This is a genomic window from Actinophytocola xinjiangensis (assembly GCF_001921215.1).
Taxonomy (GTDB): domain Bacteria; phylum Actinomycetota; class Actinomycetes; order Mycobacteriales; family Pseudonocardiaceae; genus Actinophytocola; species Actinophytocola xinjiangensis.
This window is the reverse complement of record NZ_MSIF01000005.1, coordinates 297,885-319,957: the sequence shown is the minus strand read 5'-3', so window position 1 is coordinate 319,957 and position 22,073 is coordinate 297,885. Positions and strand designations below refer to the sequence as shown.

Annotated in this window: 18 protein-coding genes, 1 tRNA gene and 2 pseudogenes; 10 read left to right on the top strand and 11 right to left on the bottom strand. The window is 71.8% G+C overall.

Features of this window, described 5'->3' with window-relative positions; genetic code table 11:
* Positions 1 to 12: 12 nt before the first annotated feature.
* Positions 13 to 942, top strand: a complete 930-nt coding sequence (sepX, locus tag BLA60_RS14050; RefSeq protein WP_075133275.1) for a divisome protein SepX/GlpR — start codon at positions 13 to 15, stop codon at positions 940 to 942.
* 25 nt (positions 943 to 967) lie between these two features.
* Positions 968 to 1,043: transfer RNA gene (locus BLA60_RS14045), tRNA-Ala, on the top strand.
* 677 nt (positions 1,044 to 1,720) lie between these two features.
* Here the strand turns inward: BLA60_RS14045 and BLA60_RS44210 are convergent.
* The 3 genes and pseudogenes from BLA60_RS44210 to BLA60_RS46200 all read right to left on the bottom strand — a co-directional run.
* Positions 1,721 to 2,170 carry a PH domain-containing protein gene (locus BLA60_RS44210; protein WP_075133274.1) on the bottom strand — a complete coding sequence of 150 codons (450 nt, stop codon included), beginning with the start codon at positions 2,168 to 2,170 and terminating at the stop codon, positions 1,721 to 1,723.
* Positions 2,171 to 2,479: 309 nt separating this feature from the next.
* Positions 2,480 to 2,623, bottom strand: a pseudogene (locus BLA60_RS46205) (hypothetical protein); the annotation flags it as partial.
* 145 nt (positions 2,624 to 2,768) lie between these two features.
* Positions 2,769 to 3,131: pseudogene (locus tag BLA60_RS46200) on the bottom strand (protein kinase domain-containing protein); the annotation flags it as partial.
* A gap of 310 nt (positions 3,132 to 3,441) precedes the next feature.
* On the opposite strand from BLA60_RS46200, the gene BLA60_RS14025 reads away from it, so the two are divergent.
* Together BLA60_RS14025 and BLA60_RS14020 are read left to right on the top strand one after the other, a co-directional pair.
* Complete coding sequence (locus BLA60_RS14025; protein ID WP_075133272.1) at positions 3,442 to 4,785, top strand: NADH-quinone oxidoreductase subunit D; 1,344 nt, start codon at positions 3,442 to 3,444, stop codon at positions 4,783 to 4,785.
* A gap of 78 nt (positions 4,786 to 4,863) precedes the next feature.
* A complete protein-coding gene (locus BLA60_RS14020) occupies positions 4,864 to 6,177 on the top strand; it encodes a cytochrome P450 (protein ID WP_162292958.1) in 1,314 nt (437 codons plus the stop codon).
* On the opposite strand, the gene BLA60_RS14015 is transcribed toward BLA60_RS14020, so the two are convergent.
* Genes BLA60_RS14015 through BLA60_RS14005 form a run of 3 tightly spaced genes read right to left on the bottom strand, consistent with a single transcriptional unit; the run spans position 6,167 to position 8,775 of the window.
* The gene (locus BLA60_RS14015; RefSeq protein ID WP_075133271.1) at positions 6,167 to 6,856 is read right to left on the bottom strand and encodes a hypothetical protein; all 690 of its coding nucleotides are present in this window, start codon (positions 6,854 to 6,856) and stop codon (positions 6,167 to 6,169) included. The two genes, BLA60_RS14020 and BLA60_RS14015, sit on opposite strands and share 11 nt — an antisense overlap.
* Positions 6,843 to 7,256, bottom strand: coding sequence for a MerR family transcriptional regulator (locus BLA60_RS14010; RefSeq protein ID WP_075133270.1), 414 nt, complete (start codon positions 7,254 to 7,256; stop codon positions 6,843 to 6,845). Before BLA60_RS14010 ends, BLA60_RS14015 begins: the two co-directional genes overlap by 14 nt.
* A gap of 7 nt (positions 7,257 to 7,263) precedes the next feature.
* On the bottom strand, positions 7,264 to 8,775 hold the full coding sequence (locus BLA60_RS14005) for an MFS transporter (RefSeq protein WP_075133269.1): 1,512 nt from the start codon (positions 8,773 to 8,775) through the stop codon (positions 7,264 to 7,266).
* Positions 8,776 to 8,861: 86 nt separating this feature from the next.
* On the opposite strand from BLA60_RS14005, the gene BLA60_RS14000 reads away from it, so the two are divergent.
* From BLA60_RS14000 to BLA60_RS13990, 3 genes are all read left to right on the top strand, one after another.
* Positions 8,862 to 9,578: a methyltransferase domain-containing protein gene (locus BLA60_RS14000; RefSeq protein WP_075133268.1), complete on the top strand. Its 717-nt coding sequence runs from the start codon at positions 8,862 to 8,864 to the stop codon at positions 9,576 to 9,578.
* A 164-nt stretch (positions 9,579 to 9,742) separates the two neighbouring features.
* Positions 9,743 to 11,734: an aminodeoxychorismate synthase component I gene (pabB, locus tag BLA60_RS13995; protein ID WP_075133267.1), complete on the top strand. Its 1,992-nt coding sequence runs from the start codon at positions 9,743 to 9,745 to the stop codon at positions 11,732 to 11,734.
* Positions 11,734 to 12,771 (top strand): nitronate monooxygenase, encoded by a 1,038-nt coding sequence (locus BLA60_RS13990; RefSeq protein WP_425427059.1) that lies wholly within the window; start codon positions 11,734 to 11,736, stop codon positions 12,769 to 12,771. The genes pabB and BLA60_RS13990 overlap by 1 nt, the downstream gene beginning before the upstream one ends.
* A gap of 216 nt (positions 12,772 to 12,987) precedes the next feature.
* Here BLA60_RS13990 and BLA60_RS44810 read toward each other — a convergent pair whose 3' ends face one another.
* Positions 12,988 to 13,785, bottom strand: coding sequence for a hypothetical protein (locus BLA60_RS44810; RefSeq protein WP_211288719.1), 798 nt, complete (start codon positions 13,783 to 13,785; stop codon positions 12,988 to 12,990).
* 75 nt (positions 13,786 to 13,860) lie between these two features.
* On the opposite strand from BLA60_RS44810, the gene BLA60_RS13980 reads away from it, so the two are divergent.
* Genes BLA60_RS13980 through BLA60_RS13970 form a run of 3 tightly spaced genes read left to right on the top strand, consistent with a single transcriptional unit; the run spans position 13,861 to position 17,305 of the window.
* A complete protein-coding gene (locus BLA60_RS13980) occupies positions 13,861 to 15,210 on the top strand; it encodes a pyridoxal phosphate-dependent decarboxylase family protein (protein WP_075133264.1) in 1,350 nt (449 codons plus the stop codon).
* A gap of 1 nt (position 15,211) precedes the next feature.
* Positions 15,212 to 16,045, top strand: a complete 834-nt coding sequence (locus tag BLA60_RS13975; protein ID WP_075133263.1) for a putative RNA methyltransferase — start codon at positions 15,212 to 15,214, stop codon at positions 16,043 to 16,045.
* Positions 16,046 to 17,305 (top strand): Gfo/Idh/MocA family protein, encoded by a 1,260-nt coding sequence (locus BLA60_RS13970; RefSeq protein ID WP_075133262.1) that lies wholly within the window; start codon positions 16,046 to 16,048, stop codon positions 17,303 to 17,305.
* Positions 17,306 to 17,332: 27 nt separating this feature from the next.
* Here the strand turns inward: BLA60_RS13970 and BLA60_RS13965 are convergent, their stop codons facing one another.
* From BLA60_RS13965 to BLA60_RS13950, 4 genes are all read right to left on the bottom strand, one after another.
* Positions 17,333 to 18,931: a beta-N-acetylhexosaminidase gene (locus BLA60_RS13965; protein ID WP_075133261.1), complete on the bottom strand. Its 1,599-nt coding sequence runs from the start codon at positions 18,929 to 18,931 to the stop codon at positions 17,333 to 17,335.
* 66 nt (positions 18,932 to 18,997) lie between these two features.
* Positions 18,998 to 19,813 (bottom strand): carbohydrate ABC transporter permease, encoded by an 816-nt coding sequence (locus BLA60_RS13960; protein WP_075133260.1) that lies wholly within the window; start codon positions 19,811 to 19,813, stop codon positions 18,998 to 19,000.
* Positions 19,810 to 20,781: a carbohydrate ABC transporter permease gene (locus tag BLA60_RS13955; RefSeq protein WP_075133259.1), complete on the bottom strand. Its 972-nt coding sequence runs from the start codon at positions 20,779 to 20,781 to the stop codon at positions 19,810 to 19,812. Before BLA60_RS13955 ends, BLA60_RS13960 begins: the two co-directional genes overlap by 4 nt.
* Complete coding sequence (locus BLA60_RS13950) at positions 20,778 to 22,073, bottom strand: extracellular solute-binding protein (protein WP_075133258.1); 1,296 nt, start codon at positions 22,071 to 22,073, stop codon at positions 20,778 to 20,780. Before BLA60_RS13950 ends, BLA60_RS13955 begins: the two co-directional genes overlap by 4 nt.

The window sequence follows — 22,073 nt, the reverse complement described above, 5'->3', positions numbered from 1 at the left end:
AGGTGTCGAGGCATGCCGAGCTCACTGGTTGTAGTCGCGCTCGTGCTGGCGTGGCTCGTCGTGCTCGTGCCGATGATCGTGCGCAAGCGCCAGGCAGTCGCCAGGACGGCCGACTCGGAGCTGGCGGCGAGGGTCGTGCGCAGCGGCAGCGCCGAGGCCGACGAGACGGCCGACGAGGAGGCCGCCCTGCGCGAGGTCGACGGGATGAGCGAGGATTTCGGTGAGGAATTCGCCGAGACCGCGCCCGACTCACCCGATGTCGACCACGACGACGTCGAGGTGGACGACAATGTCGTCGACGACGCTCCGGAGGACACCGCCCATGACGCCGACGGTGAGGACATGACCGCCCGGTACTACGACGAGGCGGACCTGCCCTACGGGAGCCGGTACCGCCCCGGCAGAGGCGGCTTCGACCCCGAAGCGGCGGCCATCATCGCGCGGGCCAAGTACGCCTTCCGGCAGCGGGTCGTCCTCGCCATGCTGATCGGCGCCGTCGCGACCGCCGTCGTCGCCGCCGTCGTGTTCCCCCTGCTCTGGTGGGGCCACGGCCTCCTCGACGTCATCCTCATCTCCTACCTCGTCTACCTGCGCCGACAGGTCCGCATCGAGACCGAGATCCGCGAACGCCGCCTCGCGCGACTCCAACGCGTCCGCCGCTACCAGGCCGTCGCCCGCACCCGCCCCACCGCCGAACCCGCCTACGACACCCCCGCCGACCAGTACGACGACTACGACGACGAGATCGCCTACGACGAGCCCTACGAGCCCTACGACCCCGAACAGGACCACGGCCCCCGCGAACGCGTCGCCGACGGCCCCGCCGCCCCCGCCGTCACCAGGTCCGGCGCCATCCGCGTCGAGATCGACGACGAGGACCCCATGTTCGACGAACTGGAGCAGCCAGGGTCCCTCCCCTACCGACGGGCAGCGGGGGAGTAGCTGCTACGCTGACGTCGCACGACCAGGGGCTGTAGCGCAGTTGGTAGCGCACCTCGTTCGCATCGAGGGGGTCAGGGGTTCGATTCCCCTCAGCTCCACCACGGTGGCCCTGTTTCAGCCGGGTCCAAGTGGACAGGACTTGAGTAGATCCGCCTCGGTCAGATGTTCGACAGCGGCTCCGTCCTCCGGGATGGGGCCGCTGTCGTTTGTGCTGCTCGCGGCAGGCCTTGTTCTGTCGATGATGACTTTCGACGGCGCTACGTTTTTCGCGATCGTGTCAGCTTGGCCTTGAGCTTCGCTTGCGGCCAACTCGGGTCACCCAGCAGCTCCTTTCTGCGTGCTCAACTCCTTCCAGCGGTCTGAGGCGACGCTTCAACTCCTCGACTGTGCGGAGCTCATGCCGAAGCGTGTCGTCCATCCAACGGTGCAGCGTGGCTCGAACGACTTGTCGTGCAACGCGAACTGGGCAATATTTTCGGACTCTTTGCGTCGAGAACGGCTTTCAGTCGAACGTGCCAGAAATCAAGGCAGGCATGCGGTTTTGCTTCCCGTGGATGGCCATAATCTCTCGCGATTGTATAGGTCATGAGAATGGGCTTGATTACGTGCGAGTCATGCAACAGGGGGAGAATTACTTGAAGCGATGGCGATTATTTACAGTCTCGTTGATCAGAAATAGGATCTATTTGGGGAGCCGGCTGGCGAGTCCCCTTCACCTTCTGGCGTCTCGTGCCGGGTGCGGACCGCGTGGTGGCCGGCCGGGCCTCGCCCAGCCTCGTCACGCGTCTCGCGTCGGGGTGTGGAGAGCCAGGGCGTCCCTGAGGTCCGCGCGCTGGCGGCTGCGGGACAGCCGGGACTCGCCGTGGGCGATGGGGTAGGCGCGGTAGGCGCCGTCGATCGGAGGGCCGAGTTCCCACGGTGGGGTGCCGGGGGCGGGGGTGACGAGCAGCCAGGGGCGGTAGTGGTCGTTGGTGATGTGGGTTCTGGCGATCGTGGACCACGGGAGGTGGTGGGTCCGCCGGCCGTGGCGGACGGTGAGGCCGGTGGGGGAGACCTGGAGACGGCGGCGGGGGCGGAGCAGGCGCCACAGCTGGTAGAGGGAAGGGAGGGCGAAGCCGAGGGTGAGGGCGGCGGTCACCGCCGCCGTGGTGAGGTCGGTGACGGAGAGGCTGGAAGCCGTGGCGTTGCCCAGGAGAGTGGTGCAGGTACCGAGGACGGCCAGCGTCAACGCCGCGCGGAGACGGCCGCCGGTGCGGAAGGTTTCCGTCGCGGCGGGGGCCGGCGGGGGTGTGGTGTCGAGCCTGGTGCGGGCCTGGGTCGGGGGATTGGGGATCTCGTGGGGGTGCGAGGTGTACGGGAGTGTCCGGGGACGTGCTGTCGAGGTGGGTGGTTCGTTGTCGGGGTGGGGCGCCGCGGTGTCGGGGTGCGGGGTGTCGAGGTGCGCGGTGGTGGGGCTCGGGTCGGGCGGCCGGGACAGTGCGGTGAGCAGGTCGGTGGTGGTGGGGCGGGTCGTGGGGTCGCGGTTGAGGCAGTGGGTGATCAGGGCGCGCAGGGAGTCAGGGACGTGGTCGAGAGTGGGAGTGCCGTGGACTATGCGGTAGAGGAGGGCGGGGACGGGACCGGAGCCGAACGGGGGTTCGCCGGTGGTGGCGTGGACCAGGACGGCGCCCAGGGCGTGGATGTCGCTCGCGGGGGTCAGCGGGTCGCCCTGGATCTGTTCGGGGGACAGGTAGTGGGGGGGTGCCCACCACCAGGCCGGTGGCGGTCAGACCGGGGCCGTCGAGGGTTCTCGCGATGCCGAAGTCGATCACTCGAGGGCCGGTGGGGGCCAGGAGGACGTTGGCGGGCTTGAGGTCGCGGTGGATCAGGCCGGCGGCGTGGATGGCGCGCAGGGCCTCGGCGAGGCCGGCGGCCAGCGCGCGGGCCTCGGGCTCGGGCAGCGGGCCCTGGGTGGCGACGGCCGTGTGCAGGGTGGGGCCGGGGACGTACTCGCTGGCCAGCCACGGAACCGCTGCGTCGGGGTCGGCGTCCACCACGGCGGCGGTCCAGAACCCGCCCACCGCGCGCATCGCGGCGACCTCGTGGCGGAAGCGGGTGCGGAAGTCGTCGTCGTCGGCCAGTTCGGGGCGGACCAGCTTCACCGCCACCTCGCGGCCGCCGGGGGAGCGGGCCAGGTAGACCGAACCCATGGCGCCGCTGCCGAGGCGGGCGACGGTCGTGTAGTCGCCGATCCGGTCCGGATCGCCTGGTCGTAGCGCATCCACCGGACATCGCTCCTCACGACGGCTCGTCGGGGCAGCATAGCCAGGATCACGAGATCGATCTTGGTAAAGGTGGGTCCGGCGCGCGCCCACGCCACCGCCGGGGCGTCCACGAGTGGCCGGCGAAACCGGACACCGGGGACACCCGGGCGGGGTGACCCCGAGTGCCCGCCGGTCGACGGTGTGTGCCGGGCGGCGTCGCTGCCGGGGCCACGTGGGCGTTCGTTACCATCGCGGTATGGGTGAGAAGATCGCGGAGGCCGTGGACCAGACGGAGACGCCGTACGCGCCGGCCCGGATGACCACCGAAGGACCGGTGCACAGCGTCGCCGCGTGGGAGGACTTCGCCGAGACGGAGTACGTCGACGACGGCCGCATCGTGATCAACATGGGGCCGATCCACCCGTCGTCGCACGGTGTGCTGCGGATGGTCATGGAGCTGGAGGGCGAGACGGTCACCCAGTGCCGCCTGGTCATCGGCTACCTGCACACCGGCATCGAGAAGAACCTCGAGTACCGCACGTGGACCCAGGGCGTCACCTTCGTGACCCGCATGGACTACCTGTCGCCGCTGCACAACGAGACGGCCTACTGCCTGTCGGTGGAGAAGCTGCTCGGCATCGAGGCGCCGGCCCGCGCGCAGGTCATCCGCGTCCTGCTGATGGAGATCAGCCGCATCGGCTCGCACCTGGTGTCCATCGGCGCCGGTGGCATGGAGCTCGGCGCCATCACCGCGATGACCATCGGTTTCCGTGAGCGCGAGGAGGTCCTGCACCTCCTGGAGCACCTCACCGGCCTGCGGATGAACCACGCGTTCATCCGGCCCGGCGGCGTCGCCCAGGACCTGCCCGAGGACGCCGCCGCGCACATCAACCAGTTCCTCAAGGTCATGCACCAGCGGCTGCCGGACTTCGACAAGCTGCTGACCGGCCAGCCGATCTGGCGCAACCGGCTCCAGGGCATCGGCTACCTGCCGCTGGACGCGTGCCTCGCGCTCGGCGCCAGCGGCCCGCTGCTGCGCTCGGCCGGCCTGGCGTGGGACCTGCGCAAGATCGAGCCGGTGTGCGGCTACGAGGACTACGACTTCGAGGTGCCGACCACCACCGAGGCCGACGCGTTCGCCCGCTACCTGCTGCGCATCGAGGAGATGCGCCAGTCGCTGCGGATCATCAAGCAGTGCGTGCGGCGGCTCAAGGAGCCGGGTCCGGTCATGGTCGAGGACGGCAAGATCGCCTGGCCGGCCAAGCTGAGCATCGGCTCCGACGGCATGGGCAACTCCCTGGAGCACGTCCGCAAGATCATGGGCCAGTCGATGGAGTCGCTCATCCACCACTTCAAGCTGGTGACCGAGGGCTTCTCGGTGCCGGCCGGGCAGGTGTTCGTCCCGGTCGAGTCGCCGCGCGGCGAGCTGGGCTACCACGTCGTGTCCGACGGCGGCACCAGGCCGATGCGCGTCCACGTGCGCGACCCAAGCTACGTGAACCTCCAGTCGATGCCGGCGATGGCCGAGGGCGGTCTGGTCGCCGACGCGATCGCCGCGCTGGCGTCCATCGACCCGGTCATGGGCGGCGTCGACCGCTGATCCCTGATCCCACAGGGATCAGGGACACGTGCGTCTTTCCGACCGCGAGCACGCACTGGGGGCGTGATGGTCAAGGTCATGAGGGCGGCGCTGAACGTCGCCACCGTGGCGTCGGACCCGGAGGGGTTCCTGCGCCGGCAGAAGGACCTGTTCGGTGACCCGGTCGTGGTGCGGGTACCCGGGTCCGGCCGGATGGTGATCAGCGGAAAACCGGAGGCGGCCCGCGAGCTGTTCTCCGGCCCGCTGGAGCTGTTCGCGGTGGCCCGGCCGAACATGGTGGAGCCGCTGCTCGGGCCGGGATCGCTGATCATGATCGACGGCGAGGCGCACCGGCGGGAGCGGCGGCTGCTCGCCCCCGCGTTCCACGGCGAACGGATCCGAGGCTACGGCGAGACCATGCGCGCGGCCACCGTCGCCCAGGTCGCCGGCTGGCAGGCCGGGCAGACCGTGGACCTGCTGGAGTTCGGCCAGCAGGTGACGCTGCGGGTGATCGTCCGGGCGATCTTCGGGGTGGCCGACGAGACCAGAGGCGCGCGGTTCGCCGCCGCCACGGCGAAACTCCTGCACGGCTACAGCGCGAAGCTGGTCATGCCCGCCTACCGCAACACCGTCGGCCGGCTGGGGGCGGTGTCGCGGCTGCGGGCGCGGCTGGCCGAGTTCGACGCGCTGCTCACCACCGAGATCGAACAGCGCCGGGCCAGCGGCGTCGAGGGCCGCGAGGACATCCTGTCGCTGCTGCTGTCCGCGCGCTACGAGGACGGCTCCGGCCTGTCCGACGGCGAGCTGCTCGACGAGCTGCGCACCATGGTCGTCGCCGGGCACGAGACCACCGCCACCACACTGGCCTGGGCGCTCTACCACCTGCACCGCGAGCCCGACCTGGCCGCGCGGCTGGCCGACGAGCTGGCCCCGCTCGGCGACCACCCGGACCCGGCCGACCTCGCCGCCCAGCCCTACCTCGGCGCGGTCTGCCAGGAGGCGCTGCGGCTGCACCCGGTGGTGCCGATCGTGGCGCGCCAGCTGGTGGGGCCGTGGCGGTACCAGGGCGTCGACCTGGTCGCCGGGGACACCGCGGCCGTCGCGCCCTCGCTGCTGCACCGCAACCCCGAGGTGTGGCCGGAGCCGTTCGTGTTCCGCCCGGACCGGTTCGTCGAGCGGAAACCGAAACCGACCGAGTACGTGCCCTTCGGCGGCGGGAACCGGCGCTGTATCGGCGCCACGTTCGGCGAGTACGAGCTGCGGGTGGTGCTCGGCTCGGTGATCGCCGCCGCCCGGTTCTCGATGCCCGCCGACGACCGCGCCAGGGCCGTCCCGCGCGCCCGGCCGACCAACATCACGCTGGGCCCCAACCGGGCGCTCGCGCTGAGGTTCGACGGGGTGGTCAGCCGGTGATGTCCGGCGGCGCCCCGGCCGGCTCGTCCGGGTGCCGCACGTCCAGGATCCGCCACGAGTTGCCCGCCGGGAGCAGGACCTTCCAGTGGCTCAGGGCCAGCGGGCCGGTCAGGTAGCCGCCGGTGGCGTCGGGGCCGAACAGGTCCTCGCTGGTGTTGACGCCGTGCCCGACGCGGAACCAGGCCTTGACGTCGGCCGCGAGCCCGGGGTCGGCGACGACCTCGGTGATCCAGCCGGCGAACGCCGCCCGCAGCCGCGCCGCCCGCTCGTCCGGCAGGCCGGCGTCGATGAGGACGGCCGCCGGGCGGAAGCTCTCGTGCCCGACGTCCAGCGGAGTCCAGTACGCCTGGGCGAGCACCCCGTGCTCGACGAACCGGGTGTGCGCCCGCTCGTAGGCGCCGACCCGGGTGCGGCTGTCCCACAGCAGCGCCCCGGCCGCGGCCAGCGCGAGCGTGCCGGCCAGCGCCCACAGCACCACCGGGGCGGTGTCGGACACGACCGAGTAGGCGACGCAGAACACCGCCAGCCCACCGAGCAGCGCCGGGACCTGCCAGCGGGGCCCTCGGACCTCGACGTAGGTCACGAACGCGGTCCGGTCGGTCAGGTCCGGGGCCGGGTGCCGGGGCAGCGTGGAGGTCGCCGACGCGGCCCAGAACCGGCCGGGATCACCCAGTGACATGGGCCGATTCTCGCAGCCGCAGGTCGACCCTGGCACGGTAGTTCGGGCAGGTGGTGATGTCCTCGTGGGTGCACTCGATGGCGCCCTCCACCAGGCGCAGCGCCGCGGTGGTCCTGGCCAGCCGCTCGGCCAGCAGCCGCCGCTGGCGGGCGAGCACCTCCTTGCGTGACACCGGGTCCGTGGCGGTCAGCAGCGCGCGGATGTCGGGCAGCGACAGGCCGGCCTCCTTGGCGTTGAGGATCGACGCGATCCGGTACAGGTCGTCGGTGCCGTAGCGGCGGTGGGTGCTCGCCGTGCGGTCCGGCCTCAGCAGGCCCTCGGCCTCCCAGTGGCGCAGCACGTGGGTGGGCAGCCCGAACCGGTCGGCCACCTCACCGATCGTCAGCTCGTGTGCGGTCATACCTCCATCAAGCCACACGCCGCCCGCGTCGTCCCAGCAGGATGACGGCGGTCGCCACCGCCGCCGTGACCAGGACGCTGACCCCGGCCGCGACCTGGAAACCGGTGGTGAACGCGTCCCGGGCCGGGGTGAGCAGGGCAGCCGCGTCCGGCAGCCGGGCGGTGGCGCCGAGGCTCTCCTCGAACGCGGTGAGCGTGGTCGCCGGGGTGCCGGCCGGCGCGGTGCCCTCGACGACGGCGCGGTAGGTGGCGGCGATGACGCTGCCCAGCACGGCGATGCCGAACGCGCCACCGAGCTGCGGGGTGGTGCTGGCGATCGCGGCGGCGGCCCCGGTCCGCGCCGGCGGTGCCGAACTGATCATCAGGTCGGTCGACAGGGCCATCATCGGGCCGAGACCGGCCGAGACGATCACGGCCCCGGTGACCAGGACGGCGAGCCCGTGCGCACCGCCGACCTGGGTCAGGGTCGCGTAGCCGGCGGCCGAGAGCACCAGACCGGCGCCGATGACCGAGGTCGGGCGGAACCGGCGGGCCAGGCGCGGCGCCAGCGTCGAGCCGGCGATCACGCCGAACGCGGACGGCGCCGTCCACAGCCCGGCCCGCAGCGGTGAGAGCTCCGCCACCTGCTGGAGGTACTGGGCGATCGCGTAGTTCGAGCCCCACAGCACGAAGATGCCCAACGCCAGGGTCGCGCCCGCGGTCGCGAACGTCCGGTCGCGGAACAGGCCGAGGTCGACGAACGGTTCGGGCAGCCGCCGCTGCCGCACGGCGAACACCACCGCCGCCGCGACGCCCACGGCGACGGCCAGCACGGCGGTCCAGGACAGGCCGTCGGCGGCGACCCGCTTGATGCCGAACACCACCGGCAGCACCGCCGCGAGCGACAGCAGCGCGCTCAGCACGTCCAGCCGGCCCCGGCCGGTTCCCCGGTCCCGGGGCACCAGCACCGGAACCAGGACCAGGAGCACCGCCATCACCGGCACGGCCAGCAGGAACGCCGAGCCCCACCAGAACCGGTCGAGCAGCCAACCGCCGACCAGCGGCCCGATGGCCGTGCCGGCCGACACGCTGGCGACGATCACGGCGATCGCGGTCGCCCGCTGCCGGGGGTGGGGGAACAGCGCGGTCGCCAGCGCCAGCGTCGAGGGCATCAGGGTGGCGCCGGCGATGCCCATCAGCCCGCGCGCGGTGATCAGCATCTCGATGCTGGTCGCGTAGGCCGCCAGCAGCGACGCCGCGCCGTAGCCGGCCGACCCGACCAGCAGGACCCGCCGGCGGCCGATCCGGTCGCCCCAGGCACCCATCATGATCAGCGACCCGGCGAGCAGGAACGCGTAGAGGTCCACGGTCCACAGCAACTGGGTGCCGCTCGCCAGCAGGTCCCCGGCGATCGAGGGCAGGGCGAGGTTGGTGACCGTGAGCTCCAGCGAGGCGAGCAGCGCGGGGAGCGCGAGGACCGCGAGGCCGATCCACTCCCGGCGGCCGGCGAGGGCGGCTTCCTCTCCGCTGCGTGTCGTCATGACCCCACATCCTGAGATCTCGACCAAGGTCGAGGTCAATTCCCGGGTTTGACTTCAGGTCGACCTGAGGTCGCACCATCGTCGGTATGTCGAACCTGTTGGCCGTGTTGGACCTCGCCGAGCGGATGCCCTGGGCCGTGGAGGTGCGGGAACGCAGTTACGAGCTGTTGGGGGAGGTCCGCGACCAGGTCGTGGTGGACGTGGGCTGCGGCGGCGGCCGGGCGGTCGCCGAACTGACCGAACGCGGCGCGAACGCCGTGGGCGTCGACCTCGACGAGGGGATGCTGACCGCCGCGCGGCAACGCTGGGGTCCGCGCTTCCGTGCCGGGGACGCGCTGGCGCTGCCGTTCGACGACGGCACGGTCGGCGGGTACCGGGCGGACAAGGTGCTGCACGCGCTGGACCGCCCGGCCGACGCGGTGCGCGAGGCCCGGCGGGTGCTGGCCCCCGGCGGCCGGGCCGTGCTGCTCGGCCAGGACTGGGACACGATGGTCATCGACTCCGACGACCCGGCGACGACCAGGCGGATCGTGGCGCGGCGGGCCGACCGGGTGGCCTCACCGAGGGTCGCGCGGGCCTACCGCGCGCTGCTGCTCGACGCGGGGTTCACCGATCCGGTCGTCGAGGTGGTGACCGCCGTGTTCACCGGGCCGGAGAGCCTGCCGGTGCTCGGCACGCTGGACGCGCCGCCCGACTGGCTCGCCGAACAGCGCGACCGGGCCGAACGGGACCGGCTGTTCGTGGCGATGCCGATGTTCCTGGTCGCCGCCACCGCCCCCGGACGACCTGGTGAGCGCCGCTAGCTGTTGAGGTTCGTCGGCGTCGAGCGGTGGTCGAGCCGCGTTGTCCACCGGCGTGGCCCAGGTCACCATGGAAGCACCCTGGCCGGTGACGGGAGCGGAGGCCCACGTCATCGGCCAGTCCCACGTCCTTGCGCGCCACCCCACCGATCGGTCACGCTCCGGGCGTGCGCACCCTGGTGGTCGACAACCACGACTCGTTCACCGTCAACCTGGTGCACCTCGTCGGTGCGGTGACCGGTGCACGGCCCGACGTGGTGCGCAACGACCAGCCGGGCTGGGCGCCGGCCGACCTCGCCGGCTACGACAACGTGATCATCTCGCCGGGGCCGGGGCGGCCCGACCGGCCGGCGGACTTCGGTGTCTGCGGCGAGATCATCCGGGCCGGCACGCGTCCGCTGCTCGGCGTGTGCCTGGGCCACCAGGGGATCTGCCACGCCTACGGCGGTGTCGTCGGCCCGGCGCCCGAACCCCGGCACGGGCTGGTCTCCCGGATCCACCACGACCGCGCCGGGATCTTCGCCGGCCTGCCATCGCCGTTCACCGCGGTGCGCTACCACTCGCTGGCCGTCTCCGGTCTGCCGGCCGACCTGGAGGCGGTGGCCAGCGCCGAGGACGGGGTGCTGATGGCCGTGCGGCACCGCACCCGGCCGCAGTGGGGCGTGCAGTTCCACCCGGAGTCCATCCACACCGAGCACGGGCACCGGCTGTTGGCCAACTTCCTGGGCGAGCGGGGGAGCATTCCGGTGCGTGGCCCCAGGCGACGGCCGGCCGCGCCGACGCTGCTGCACCGTCGCCTGGACACCGATGTCGAGGCCGAGGCGGTGTTCGACGCGCTGTACCGGGAGTCGGCGTGGGCGTTCTGGCTGGACAGCGCGGCCGGCGGGCGGTTCTCCTTCCTCGGTGACGCCAGCGGACCGCTCGCCAGGGTGGCCACCGCCGACGTCGCCGCCGGCGAGGTCACCGTCCGCTCCCGCGACGGCGACACCGTCGTCCGTGAGTCCTTTTTGGACTGGCTGGCCGCCGACCTGGCCGACGGCCGGGCCGATCTCCCCGCCGGGCTGCCGTTCGACTTCGCCCTGGGTTGGGTCGGTCATCTCGGCTACGAGCTGAAGGCCGAGTGCGGCGGGGACATCGCCCACCGCGCCGACGCGCCGGACGCGGCGATGATCTCCCCGGACCGTGCGGTGGTCGTCGACCACCACGAGCGCGCGGTCCACCTGCTCGCCGTGCCGCACGCGCACAACCTCGCCTGGCTCGCCGACACCGAGGCCACCCTGACCGGTCTGGGTCCGCTGGGCGAACACCCGCCCGCCCCGGAACTGGGGGCGTTGCGCGCCCGGCACGACCGGGCCGGGTACCTGGACCTGATCGCCCGCAGCCAGGCCGAGATCGTCGCCGGCGAGAGCTACGAGGTGTGCCTGACCAACCAGCTCGTCGCCGACGGCAAGCTCGACCCGTGGCCCGCCTACCGGCGATTACGCCGGGACAACCCCGAGCCGTTCGCCGCCCTGCTGCGCCTGGGCGAACGCAGTGTGCTGAGCGCGTCGCCCGAGCGGTTCCTGCGGGTGAGCCCCGACGGGCTGGCCGAGTCCCGGCCGATCAAGGGCACCCGCCCACGCGGAGAGTCCGAAATGGACGATCAACGACTGCGTGCGGAGCTGGCCGCCAGCGCCAAGGACCGGGCGGAGAACCTGATGATCGTCGACCTGGTGCGCAACGACCTGGGTGTCGTCGCCGAACTGGGGTCGGTCAGCGTGCCGGAACTGTTCGCCGTGGAGACGCATCCGACCGTGCACCAGCTCGTGTCGACGGTCCGTGCACGGCTGCGGGCCGACGCGACCGCCGTGGACTGCGTGCGGGCCGCCTTCCCCGGCGGCTCCATGACCGGGGCCCCCAAGAAACGCACCATGGAGATCATCGACCGTCTCGAAGGCGGGCCGAGAGGTGTGTACTCGGGCGCTTTGGGGTACTTCTCGCGCAACGGCGCGGCGGACTTCAGTATCGTTATCCGCACGCTCGTGGTCGAGCCGGACCGGGTGTCCTACGGCGTCGGTGGTGCGGTCATCGCGCTCTCCGACCCGGACGGCGAGGTCGCCGAGACCGCGGTGAAGGCCACCCCGCTGCTCAGGCTGCTTGACCAGGAGTTCCCTGAATGATTCTCGACCAGTTGTCCCAGCCGATCGTGCAGGCGCCGATGGCCGGTGGCGTGTCGACACCCGCGCTCGCCGCCGCCGTGTCCAACGCGGGCGGCCTCGGCTTCCTGGCCGCCGGCTACCGCACCGCCGACGCCGTCCGCGAGCAGATCGCCACCACCAGGACACTGACCGCCGAGCCGTTCGGGATCAACATCTTCGTCCCCGACACCTCCACTGTGGACGGTGAGGCGCTGGCGACCTACCGGGAACGCCTGGCCGCCGAGGCCCGCCGCTACCGGGTCGAACTGGCCGACCCGGCCGACGACGACGACGCCTGGGCCGCCAAACTCGCCCTGGTCCAGGAGGAACAGGTGCCGGTGGTCAGCTTCACCTTCGGCTGCCCCGACCCGACCGTGCTGACCGAACTGCGCGAGGCCGGCTGCACCACCGTGGTCACCGTCACCTCCGCCGGCGAGGCCCTCACCGCCGCCGCCGCCGGCGCCGACGCCCTGTGCGTGCAGGGCACCGAGGCCGGCGGGCACCGCGGCACCTTCCACAACACCGACCCGGTCGACGACACCGCGCTGCTCCCGTTGCTGCGCAAGGTCTCCGCCGCCGTCACCGTGCCGCTCATCGCCGCCGGCGGCCTGTCCGGCGGGCGCGACGTGGCCGCCGTGCTCGTCGCCGGCGCCCGCGCCGCCCAACTCGGCACGATGTTCCTCGCCTGTCCCGAGGCCGGCACCAACCCCGTGCACCGCGCGTCCCTGCCCGGCGACCGGCCCACCGCCGTGACCCGCGCGTTCACCGGCCGGCCCGCCAGGGGACTGGTCAACCGGTTCCTCGTCGAGCACACCGCCGCCGCGCCGGCCGCCTACCCGCACATCCACCACCTGACCAAGGTCCTGCGCCAGGCCGGCGACCCGGAGGCGATGTCGCTGTGGGCCGGGCAGGCCCACGAGTTCGCCAGGACCGCCCCGGCCGCCGACGTGGTCCGCGACCTGGGGGCCGGCGCGCGGGCCGCGCTCACCGAGACCGCGCTGCGCTGGTCGGCCGGTTAACCCTTCCGTGTACACAGTGGACTTGAAGATGTGGAGGCGTTTGACCTGGTGGTAAGACTGGTCGGTCGGGGTGTTGGGCTGACCAGTACGGAGTGATGACATGCGTCGGTTCCTCGTTGCCACTGGCGGAATAACGATGACGGTGTTCGCGACCGCGGCGCTGTTCGGTGTCGCCGGCCCGGCGTCCTCCGAACCGGCCGGGGGCCCCGGCGCCCATCAGGGCCCGACGATCACCCGGCCCTCCATCACCGGCCCGAACATCACCCGGCCAGGCTCGACGGACACCACCCACTCGACCTCCACCGGCACCTCCACGCGCCCCACGACGTCGACCCACTCGACGTCCACGCGCCCCACCCACTCCACGTCGACCCGCCCCACGACGTCAACGCACTCGACGTCGACGCGGCCCACGACCTCGACCCACTCGACGTCGACGCGGCCCACGACGACGACGCACTCCACGTCCACGCGGCCCACCACCACGACGCACACGACGTCGACGCGGCCCACAACGTCGACGCACACGACCACGACGCGTCCGACGACGACCACGACGCGTCCGACGACGACCACGACGCGTCCGACGACGACCACGACGCGTCCGACGACCACCACGACGCGCCCGACCACGACCACGACGCGCCCGACGACCACCACGACCCGCCCGACCACGACCACCACCCACACCACGACCACCCACACGACGACCACCCACACGACGACGTCCACGACCACCACCACGCCGTCGACCACGTCCACCACCCCGTCGACGTCCACCACCACGACGACGCCGTCGACCACGACCACCACCCCGTCGACAACGACCCCGTCGACCAGCACCACGACGACCACCACGACCGCGCCGCCCAGCACGCCGCCCAGCACGCCGCCCAGCACGACGACCAAGCCCCACCAGCCGCTCGCCCAGACCGGCGGCAACCTCGGCCTGCTCGTCGTCCTCGGGTCCGCGTTGTCGCTCTGCGGCGCCGCCCTGCTCCGCCTGGTACGCACCCGCCGCCCGCGCTGACCGACCCGCGCTGACCGACCCGCGCGACCCCCGCGCGAGCCCGTGCGATCGTGTAGCCCATGACTGATCTCGCGGGCTGGCTCGGCCAGGGCCTGGACGCGGTCCACCGCTGGCAGCGCGGCTTCGCCGACTACCCGGAGCACCCCGCCCAGCGGGTCGACCCGGACCGGTTCCAGGCCGCGTTCACCGAACTGACCGAGCGGCTGACCGACAACTACCCGTACTTCCACCCCGACTACGCGGGCCAGATGCTCAAGCCCCCGCATCCGGTCGCGGTCGCCGGGTACCTGACGGCCATGCTGGTCAACCCCAACAACCACGCCCTGGACGGCGGCCCGGCCACCGCGCGGATGGAGGTCGAGGCCATCGCCGCGCTCGCCGGCATGGTCGGCTTCGGCGAGCACCTCGGCCACCTGACCGGCGGCGGCACGGTCGCGAACCTGGAGGCCCTGTTCGTGGCCCGCGAGTCACACCCGGGCCTGGGCGTGGCGTTCAGCGCGCAGGCCCACTACACCCACGCCAGGATGTGCCACCTGCTCGGCGTGCCGGCCCACCCGGTCGCGGTCGACGCCGCCGGCCGGATGGACCTCGACGCGCTCACCGACCTGCTGGACACCGGCACCGTCGGCACGGTCGTGCTGACCGCCGGCACCACCGGCCTCGGCGCGGTCGACCCGATCCACGACGCCCTGGCCCTGCGTGAACGCTATGGCGTGCGCCTGCACGTCGACGCCGCCTACGGTGGCTTCTTCACCCTGCTGGCCGGCGACGACCCGCTCGTCGACCCGCGTCCGTGGCGGGCGATCGCGCACTGCGACTCGGTCGTCATCGACCCGCACAAGCACGGCCTGCAACCGTACGGCTGCGGCGCGGTCCTGTTCGCCGACCCGACGGTCGAGCGGTTCTACCGCCACGACTCGCCCTACACCTACTTCACCGACGGCGACCTGCACCTGGGTGAGATCAGCCTGGAGTGCTCCCGCCCCGGCGCCGTCGCCGCCGCCCTGTGGCTGACCCTCCAGGTCATCCCGCCGACCCGCGAGGGCCTCGGCGAGTTCCTCGCCGCCGGCCGCCGGGCCGCCCTGACCTGGGCGGACCTGCTGGAGAAGTCGCCGGTGCTCGACCTGCACCAGACACCAGAACTGGACATCGTGACCTACTTCCCCCGTCGCGACACGCTCTCGGCCGTCGACGCCGCCACCGCCCGCGTCTTCACCGAGAGCATGCGCGCCCCGGACCCGGTCTTCCTGTCGGTGCTGACCGCCACGGCCGCCGACCTCACCCGCCGCCACCCCGCCCTGGTGGCCGACCGCGACCGCGCGCGCCTGCTGCGCAGCGTCCTGATGAAGCCCGAGTCGCTGTCGCGGGTCGAGCGTCTCCACCAGCGGATCGAGGACCTGGCCGCCTGACATGCTCGCCGACGTCACCCCCTACCTGGCCTGCCCGCACTGCGCGGCGACGCTGACCGTCGCCGGCCAGCAGCTGCGGTGCGCCGCCGGCCACGCCTTCGACGTGGCCCGCCAGGGCTACGTGACCCTGCTCGCGGCCCCCACCTCGCTGCGGGGCGACACCGCCGACATGGTCACCGCCCGCGCCGCGTTCCTCGACGCCGGCCACTACCGGCCCATCGCCGAGGCCATCACCGCCGCCGCGTCCGGCGCCGGGTGTGTGGCGGGCTGTGTGGTGGATGTCGGCGCCGGCACCGGCCACTACCTGGCCCAGGTCCTCGACGCCGACCCCCGGCGGGTCGGGATCGCCCTGGAGATCAGCAAACCGGCCCTGCGCCGCGCCGCCCGCGCCCACCCCCGGCTCGGTGCGGTCGGCTGTGACGTCTGGGCGCCGCTGCCGGTGCGCGACGCCGCGATCTCCGTGGCGCTCAACGTGTTCGCCCCGCGCAACCCGGCCGAGCTGGCCAGGGTCGTCGCCCCCGGCGGGACGCTGGTGGTGGTCACGCCGACCGAGGCGCACCTCGCCGGCCTGGTCGCCGGGCTCGGGCTGCTGACGGTTCCACCGGACAAGCACCGCCAGGTGACCGCCGCGCTCGCCGGACCCTTCGAACCGTCCACACGCGACGTTGTGGAGTTCGGACTGGAACTGCTCCACGACGACGTGCTGTCATTGGTCGGGATGGGACCCAGCGCCTGGCACGTCGGCGCGCAGGTCCTGCGGGAACGGGTACTGGCGCTGCCCGAACCGGTACGGGTCACCGTGTCGGTCCTGGTGGCCGGCTACGGGAGGACATGAATGGACCGGCCGGTGACGTACGCGGTGGTGGGCGCCGGCGACCGGGGCACCGGCTACGCCAACTGGATCGCGGGCCATCCCGAGCGGGCCCGCGTGGTGGCCGTCGCCGAACCGAGGGACCTCCAGCGCACCGAGTTGGCCCGCCGGCACGACATCCCGCCCGAGCGCGCCTTCCGGTCCTGGCAGGAACTCGCCGCCGCGCCGCGCCTGGCCGACGCCGCCATCGTCGCCACCCAGGACAGTGACCACGTCGGCCCGGCGATCACGTTGGCGGACAACGGATACCACCTCGTCGTGGAGAAGCCGCTCGCCCCGACCGAACAGGAGTGCGCCGAGCTGGTCAGGGCGGTCGTCGACGCCGGGGTGCTGTTCGCCGTGTGCCACGTGCTGCGCTACCGGCCCTACACGCGGCTGGTCAAGTCACTGATCGACGAGGGCCGCCTCGGCGAGGTGATGAGCGTGCAGCACCTCGAACCCGTGGGGCACTGGCACTACGCGCACTCCTACGTCCGCGGCAACTGGCGCCGCGCCGACCTCGCGTCGTTCATGCTGCTCGCCAAGTCCGGGCACGACATCGACTGGCTGCGCCACCTCGTCGGCCGGCCCGTCGAACGGGTCGCCAGCTTCGGCTCACTGCGCCACTTCCGCCGCGAGTCCCAACCGGCCGGAGCGTCGGACCGCTGCCTGACCTGCGCCGTCGAACCGGACTGCCCCTACTCGGCCACCCGGCTCTACCTCGACCTGGTGCGCGCCGGGCGCACCGGCTGGCCGATCACCGTGCTCACCGACGACCCCACCGAGGACGGCGTGCGCGCCGCCCTGGCCGACGGGCCCTACGGCCGCTGCGTGTACGCCTGCGACAACGACGTCGTCGACCACCAGGTGGTGGCGCTGGAGTTCGGCGGCGGCGTGACCGCGACGTTCACGATGGCCGCGTTCACCCCGCACATGGACCGCCGCACCCAGATCTTCGGCACGCGCGGATCCCTCGACGGCGACGGCGAGCGGGTGACCCTGCACGAGTTCACCACCGGCGAGACCACCGAGCTGACGGTGCCCGGCGGCGGCCAGGACGCCGGTGACGGGCACGGCGGCGGTGACGCCGGCCTGCTGGCGGCGTTCACCAGCGCGGTCGCCACCGGCGACGACGGGCACATCCTGTCCGGCCCGCACGAGTCGCTCCAGTCGCACCTGGCGGTGTTCGCCGCCGAACGTGCCCGGCTGTCCGGGACGGTCGAGCCGGTGGCCCCGGCCGGCTGACGCGCCGACCGGGGCCACCTTTCCCGGTCAGGGCCAGTCGATCTGGGGGGAGCGGTAGAAGTTGATGCCCGCCTGCTCCCAGCGGGGCGCCTGCGCGGCCAGCCGGGTGCGGAAGGACTCCCAGTCGTGCGTCGACCACGGCGACCAGGCCAGCTCGGCGACCGCCGGCAGCCGGGGGAAGGCCATGAACTCGATGTGGTCGCTGGTCTCCAGGGTCTCGGCCCACAGCGGAGCCTCGACCCCCAGCACGGCCGACTCCGGGACACCGTCGAGGTAGTCGCCGGGGTTCCAGCCGTAGGCCTCGTCGACCTCGATGTAGCCGGCCCAGGACAGGCCGAGCGGGGTGTTCTCGTCGTACTTCATGTCCAGGTAGGTCTTGTTCGCCGGTGAGAGCAGGATCTTGTTGCCGCGCGCGGCGGCGTCCCGGACCAGCTCGTTGGCGTCGGTCGTCCCCCAGTACTGCGGCAGCGCGGAGGTCGACGGCGTCGCCTTGAGGAACTCGTGCCACCCGGTGACCTTCTTGCCGAGCCCCTCGGCGATCGGCAGCACCCGCTGGAAGAACTTGATGTAGTCGGGATCCGACGTCGCGTGCGCCTCGTCGCCGCCGATGTGCAGGTACTCGCCGGGCGTCAGCTCCGCCAGCTCGGTCAGCACGTCCTCGACGAACCGGTAGGTGATCTCCTTGTCGATGCACAGCGAGCTGAAACCGACCTCGATGCCGGTGTAGAGCGGCGGCGCGACGCCGTCACAGTTCAGCTCGGCGTAGGAGGACAGCGCGGCGTTGGTGTGCCCCGGCATGTCGATCTCCGGGACGATCTCGATGTGCCGCTGCGCGGCGTAGGCGATCAGGTCGCGGAACTCGTCCTTGGTGTAGAAGCCGCCCGGCCCGCCGCCGACCTCGGTGCTGCCGCCGTGCGTGGTCAGGTTCGGCCAGCTGTCGATCTGGATCCGCCAGCCCTGGTCGTCGGCCAGGTGCAGGTGCAGCCGGTTGATCTTGTACAGCGCGATCTGGTCGATGTAGCTCTTGACCTCGTCGGGGGAGAAGAAGTGCCGGGACACGTCGAGCATCGCGCTGCGGTACTCGAAGCGCGGGTGGTCGACGATGCGCCCGGCGGGGACCGTCCACGGCCCGCGCCGCTGCTCGCGGCTCTCGATCTCGGCCGGCAGCAGCTGGCGCAGGGTCTGCACCCCGGCGAACAGGCCGGCCGAGGTCCTGGCCCGCAGGTCGACGCCGCGCCGGTCCGCGCGCAGCTCGTAGCCCTGGTCTCCGATCTCGTCGGCGACCCGGCCCAGCTTCAGCGAGATCGTGTTCCCGTCGCGGGGGCTGTCCCCGCCCACCGGCAGCCGGTAGCCGGTAGCCGGGCGCAGCACGCCGGCGAGGTACTCGCCGACCTGCCGCGCGCCCCGGTCGGTCTCGATCACGGTGGCCGGGGTGAGCCGGAACTCCCCGCCGTCACGGTCAGGTGTGACCGACACCGGGGTCGGTATCACCTGGATCATGCGCGACTCCTTGACTTGGTGGTGGTCAGGTGCTGCTGCCGACGGCGCACCGGCGCCGCCGACGGCCAGCGCGGTGACGGTCAGGACCGTCAGCACGCGTGGTCTCGCCGCAGGGAACCTGGACACGGATCCTCCTTGTGGAAGGACGACAGGTCATCCAGGTATAAACCACAAGTGGTCCAGACCACAAGGTCAGCCCTTGAGAGCCCCGGCCGTGGCCCCCGCGACGAGTTTGCGTTGGACGATCAGGAAGAACACCAGCGCGGGCAGGGCGTAGAGCACCGACGCGGCCATGATCGCGCCCCAGTCGGTGCCGAACACCGAACGGAACGTCGAGAGCCACACCGGCAGCGTCTGCTTGTCCGAGTCCCGCATGAACACCAGCGCGTACAGGAACTCGTTCCACGCCGTGATGAACGCGAACACCGAGGTCGCCACCAGGCCGGGGCCCAGCAGCGGCAGCACGATCCGGCGGAACGCGCCGAAGCGGGACAGGCCGTCGACCATGCCCGCCTCCTCCAGCTCGTAGGGGATGCCCTGGACGAACCCGCGCAGCGTCCACACCGTGAACGGCAGCGTGATCGCGAAGTACACCAGCAGCAGCGAGGGCAGCTGGTTGAGCAGCCCCGCGTCCTGCATCAGCAGGAACATCGGGATGAACAGCGCCTCCAGCGGCGCCATCTGCGCGATCAGCACCAGCAGCAGGAACCCCCGTCTGCCCCGGAACCGCAGCCGCGCCAGCGGGAACGCCGCCAGCACACCGGCCACCAGCGAACAGGCCACCGCACCGAGGGTGACGATCAGGCTGTTCGTCAGGTGCACGGTGAACCCCGGCTGGGTGAACGCGCTGACGAAGTTGTCGAACGTGACCGACAGCGGGATCAGGTCGTAGTCCGGCGTGAGCAGGTCGCCGCTCGGCTTGAACGCGCTGGTCAGCATCCAGTACGTGGGGAAGGCGAACAGTACGGCGACGATCACGCCGATCGTGTTCAGCGCGACGCGCTTCACGACAGGTCACCTTCCTTCGAGCGCAGCAGCAACTGCAGGTAGCGGATGCTGAGCACCAGCAGCACCAGGATCATCAGCACCGCGATCGCCGACGCCACGCCGAAGTGCCGCCCGGCGATGCCCTTGAGGTAGAGCAGCACCGGCAACGTCGTGCTCTCCCCGTCCGGGCCGCCCTGACGGATCGCCCAGACCTGCGCCATGACCTTGAAGTCCCAGATCAGCGACAGGAACGTGGCCAGCGTGACCAGCGGCCGGATCACCGGCCAGGACACGGTGGAGAACGTCTGCCAGCCGCTGGCGCCGTCCATGCTGGCGGCCTCGTAGAGCTCCTTGGGCGCGGTGAGCAGACCGGCGTAGATCGTGAAGCAGACGAACGGCATGGCCTGCCAGACGATCAGCAGGCCGACCACGGTCAGCGTGCTGGCGCCGCTGGAGAACCACGAGTAGCCGGCGAAGCTGTCGAAACCCAGCTTGACCAGCGTCTTGTTCAGGATCCCGTACTGCTGGTCGAAGATCCACTGGAAGACCGTGGTGGTGGCCAGGATCGGCGTCGCCCAGGCGAGCACCAGACAGATCTGCACCGCGACCCGCACCCCGGCCGCGATGTGGCGCATCAGCAGCGCCAGCAGCAGCCCGCCGATCACCGTGGCGGCCACCACGCTGGCGGTGAACACCACTGTGCGCAGCGTGACCGTCCAGACCTCCGGATCGGCCAGCACCGCGCGGTAGTTGTCCAGCCCCACCCAGACGACCTCGCCCCGGACCAGTTCGCCCAGGTCCAGGCGCCGGAAGCTGATCGCGATGACCTGGACCGCCGGCCAGCCCAGCAGCACCAGCATGGTGACCACGGCCGGCGCGAGCAGCAGGTACGGGATGGTGCGCTCCCCGAGCCCGGCCCTGCCCCGGCCGGCGCGCGGTGGTGCCGGCGGGGTCCCCGCCGGCACCACGGGCAGTGCGGTCGTCGTCATGAAGCGGAGAAGGCGGCGTCCAGCGCCGTGCTCGCGTCCTTGGTCGCCTGGTCCAGGCTCTTGGAGCCGGTCAGGTAGGCGGTCAGCATGTCCTTGAGCGGGTTCTGACCGGCCTCGATGGTCGCCCAGGTCGGGGTCGCCGGAACCGACCGGCCGTTCTTGGAGGCGTCGGCCATGGCCTTGCTCACGGCGTTCTTCTCCAGCGCCGACAGGTCGGTCGAGGCGCCCGGCACCATGCCACCCTCGGCGAGCATGCCCTGGTACTTGTCGCTGAGCATGAGCTTGAGGTAGTCCTTGGCCAGGTCGGCGTTGGCGCTGTTGACCGGGATGGCCAGGTTGGAGCCGCCCTGGAAGACCGGCGCGGTCTCACCGGCGTTCTTCGACGGGATCGGGAACGCGGAGATCTTCTCCTTGAGCTCGGGCTTGTCCTTGGTGGCGGTGTCGACCTCCCACGGCAGGCCGATCATCATCGCGACCTCGCCCTGGCCGAAGATGCCGGCCTGCTCGGGGTTCTGCTCGTCGTTGTCCTTGGGCGCGGTGGTGCCCGAGGCCTCGACCAGCTGCTTGTAGAACTCCAGGCCCGCCTTGGCCTCGGGGGAGGTCATCGTGGCGGTGAACGTCGTGCCGTCCTTCTCGGCGATGTCGCCGCCCTCGTCGTAGATGAACGACAGCAGCGCGTACCAGTTCTGACCGGGCAGGTAGAGCGGCTGGAAGGTCTTCGAGCTGCCGAACTTGGCCTCCAGCTTGGCGATGGCGTCGAGCCACTCCTGGCGGGAGGTCGGCGTGGCGGTGATGCCGGCCTGCTCGAACATGTCGGTGCGGTAGAGGACCTCACGGTTGGCCGCGTAGAACGGGGTGGAGAACTGCTTGCCGTCCCACTCGCCGGAGGCCTTGAGGCTGTCCAGCCACTGGCCGCCGTTGAGCGCGTCGATGTCGCCGGTGAGGTCGGTGAGCACGCCCTCGGCGGCGAACGCGGGGGCCTGGGTGTTGCCGAGCTCGATGATGTCCGGCGGTTCCTGGCTGGCCAGGGCGGTGGTCAGCTTGTCCTGGATGCCGTTCCACTCCTGGATCTCGTACTTGACCGTGACATTCTCGTTGGCCTTCTCGAACTCCTCGTGCAGGGCCGTGGTGAGGGTTTCGGGTGCCGAACCATCCATCAGCCACACGGTGAGCGTGCGCTGCTCGTCCGTGCCGGCGTCGCTCCCCGGGTCGGTGCCGCCCGAGCCGGCACAGCCGGCGGTAACCAGGGCGATGCTGGCGACACCCACCATCGCCTTCGTCCAGCGCTTCAC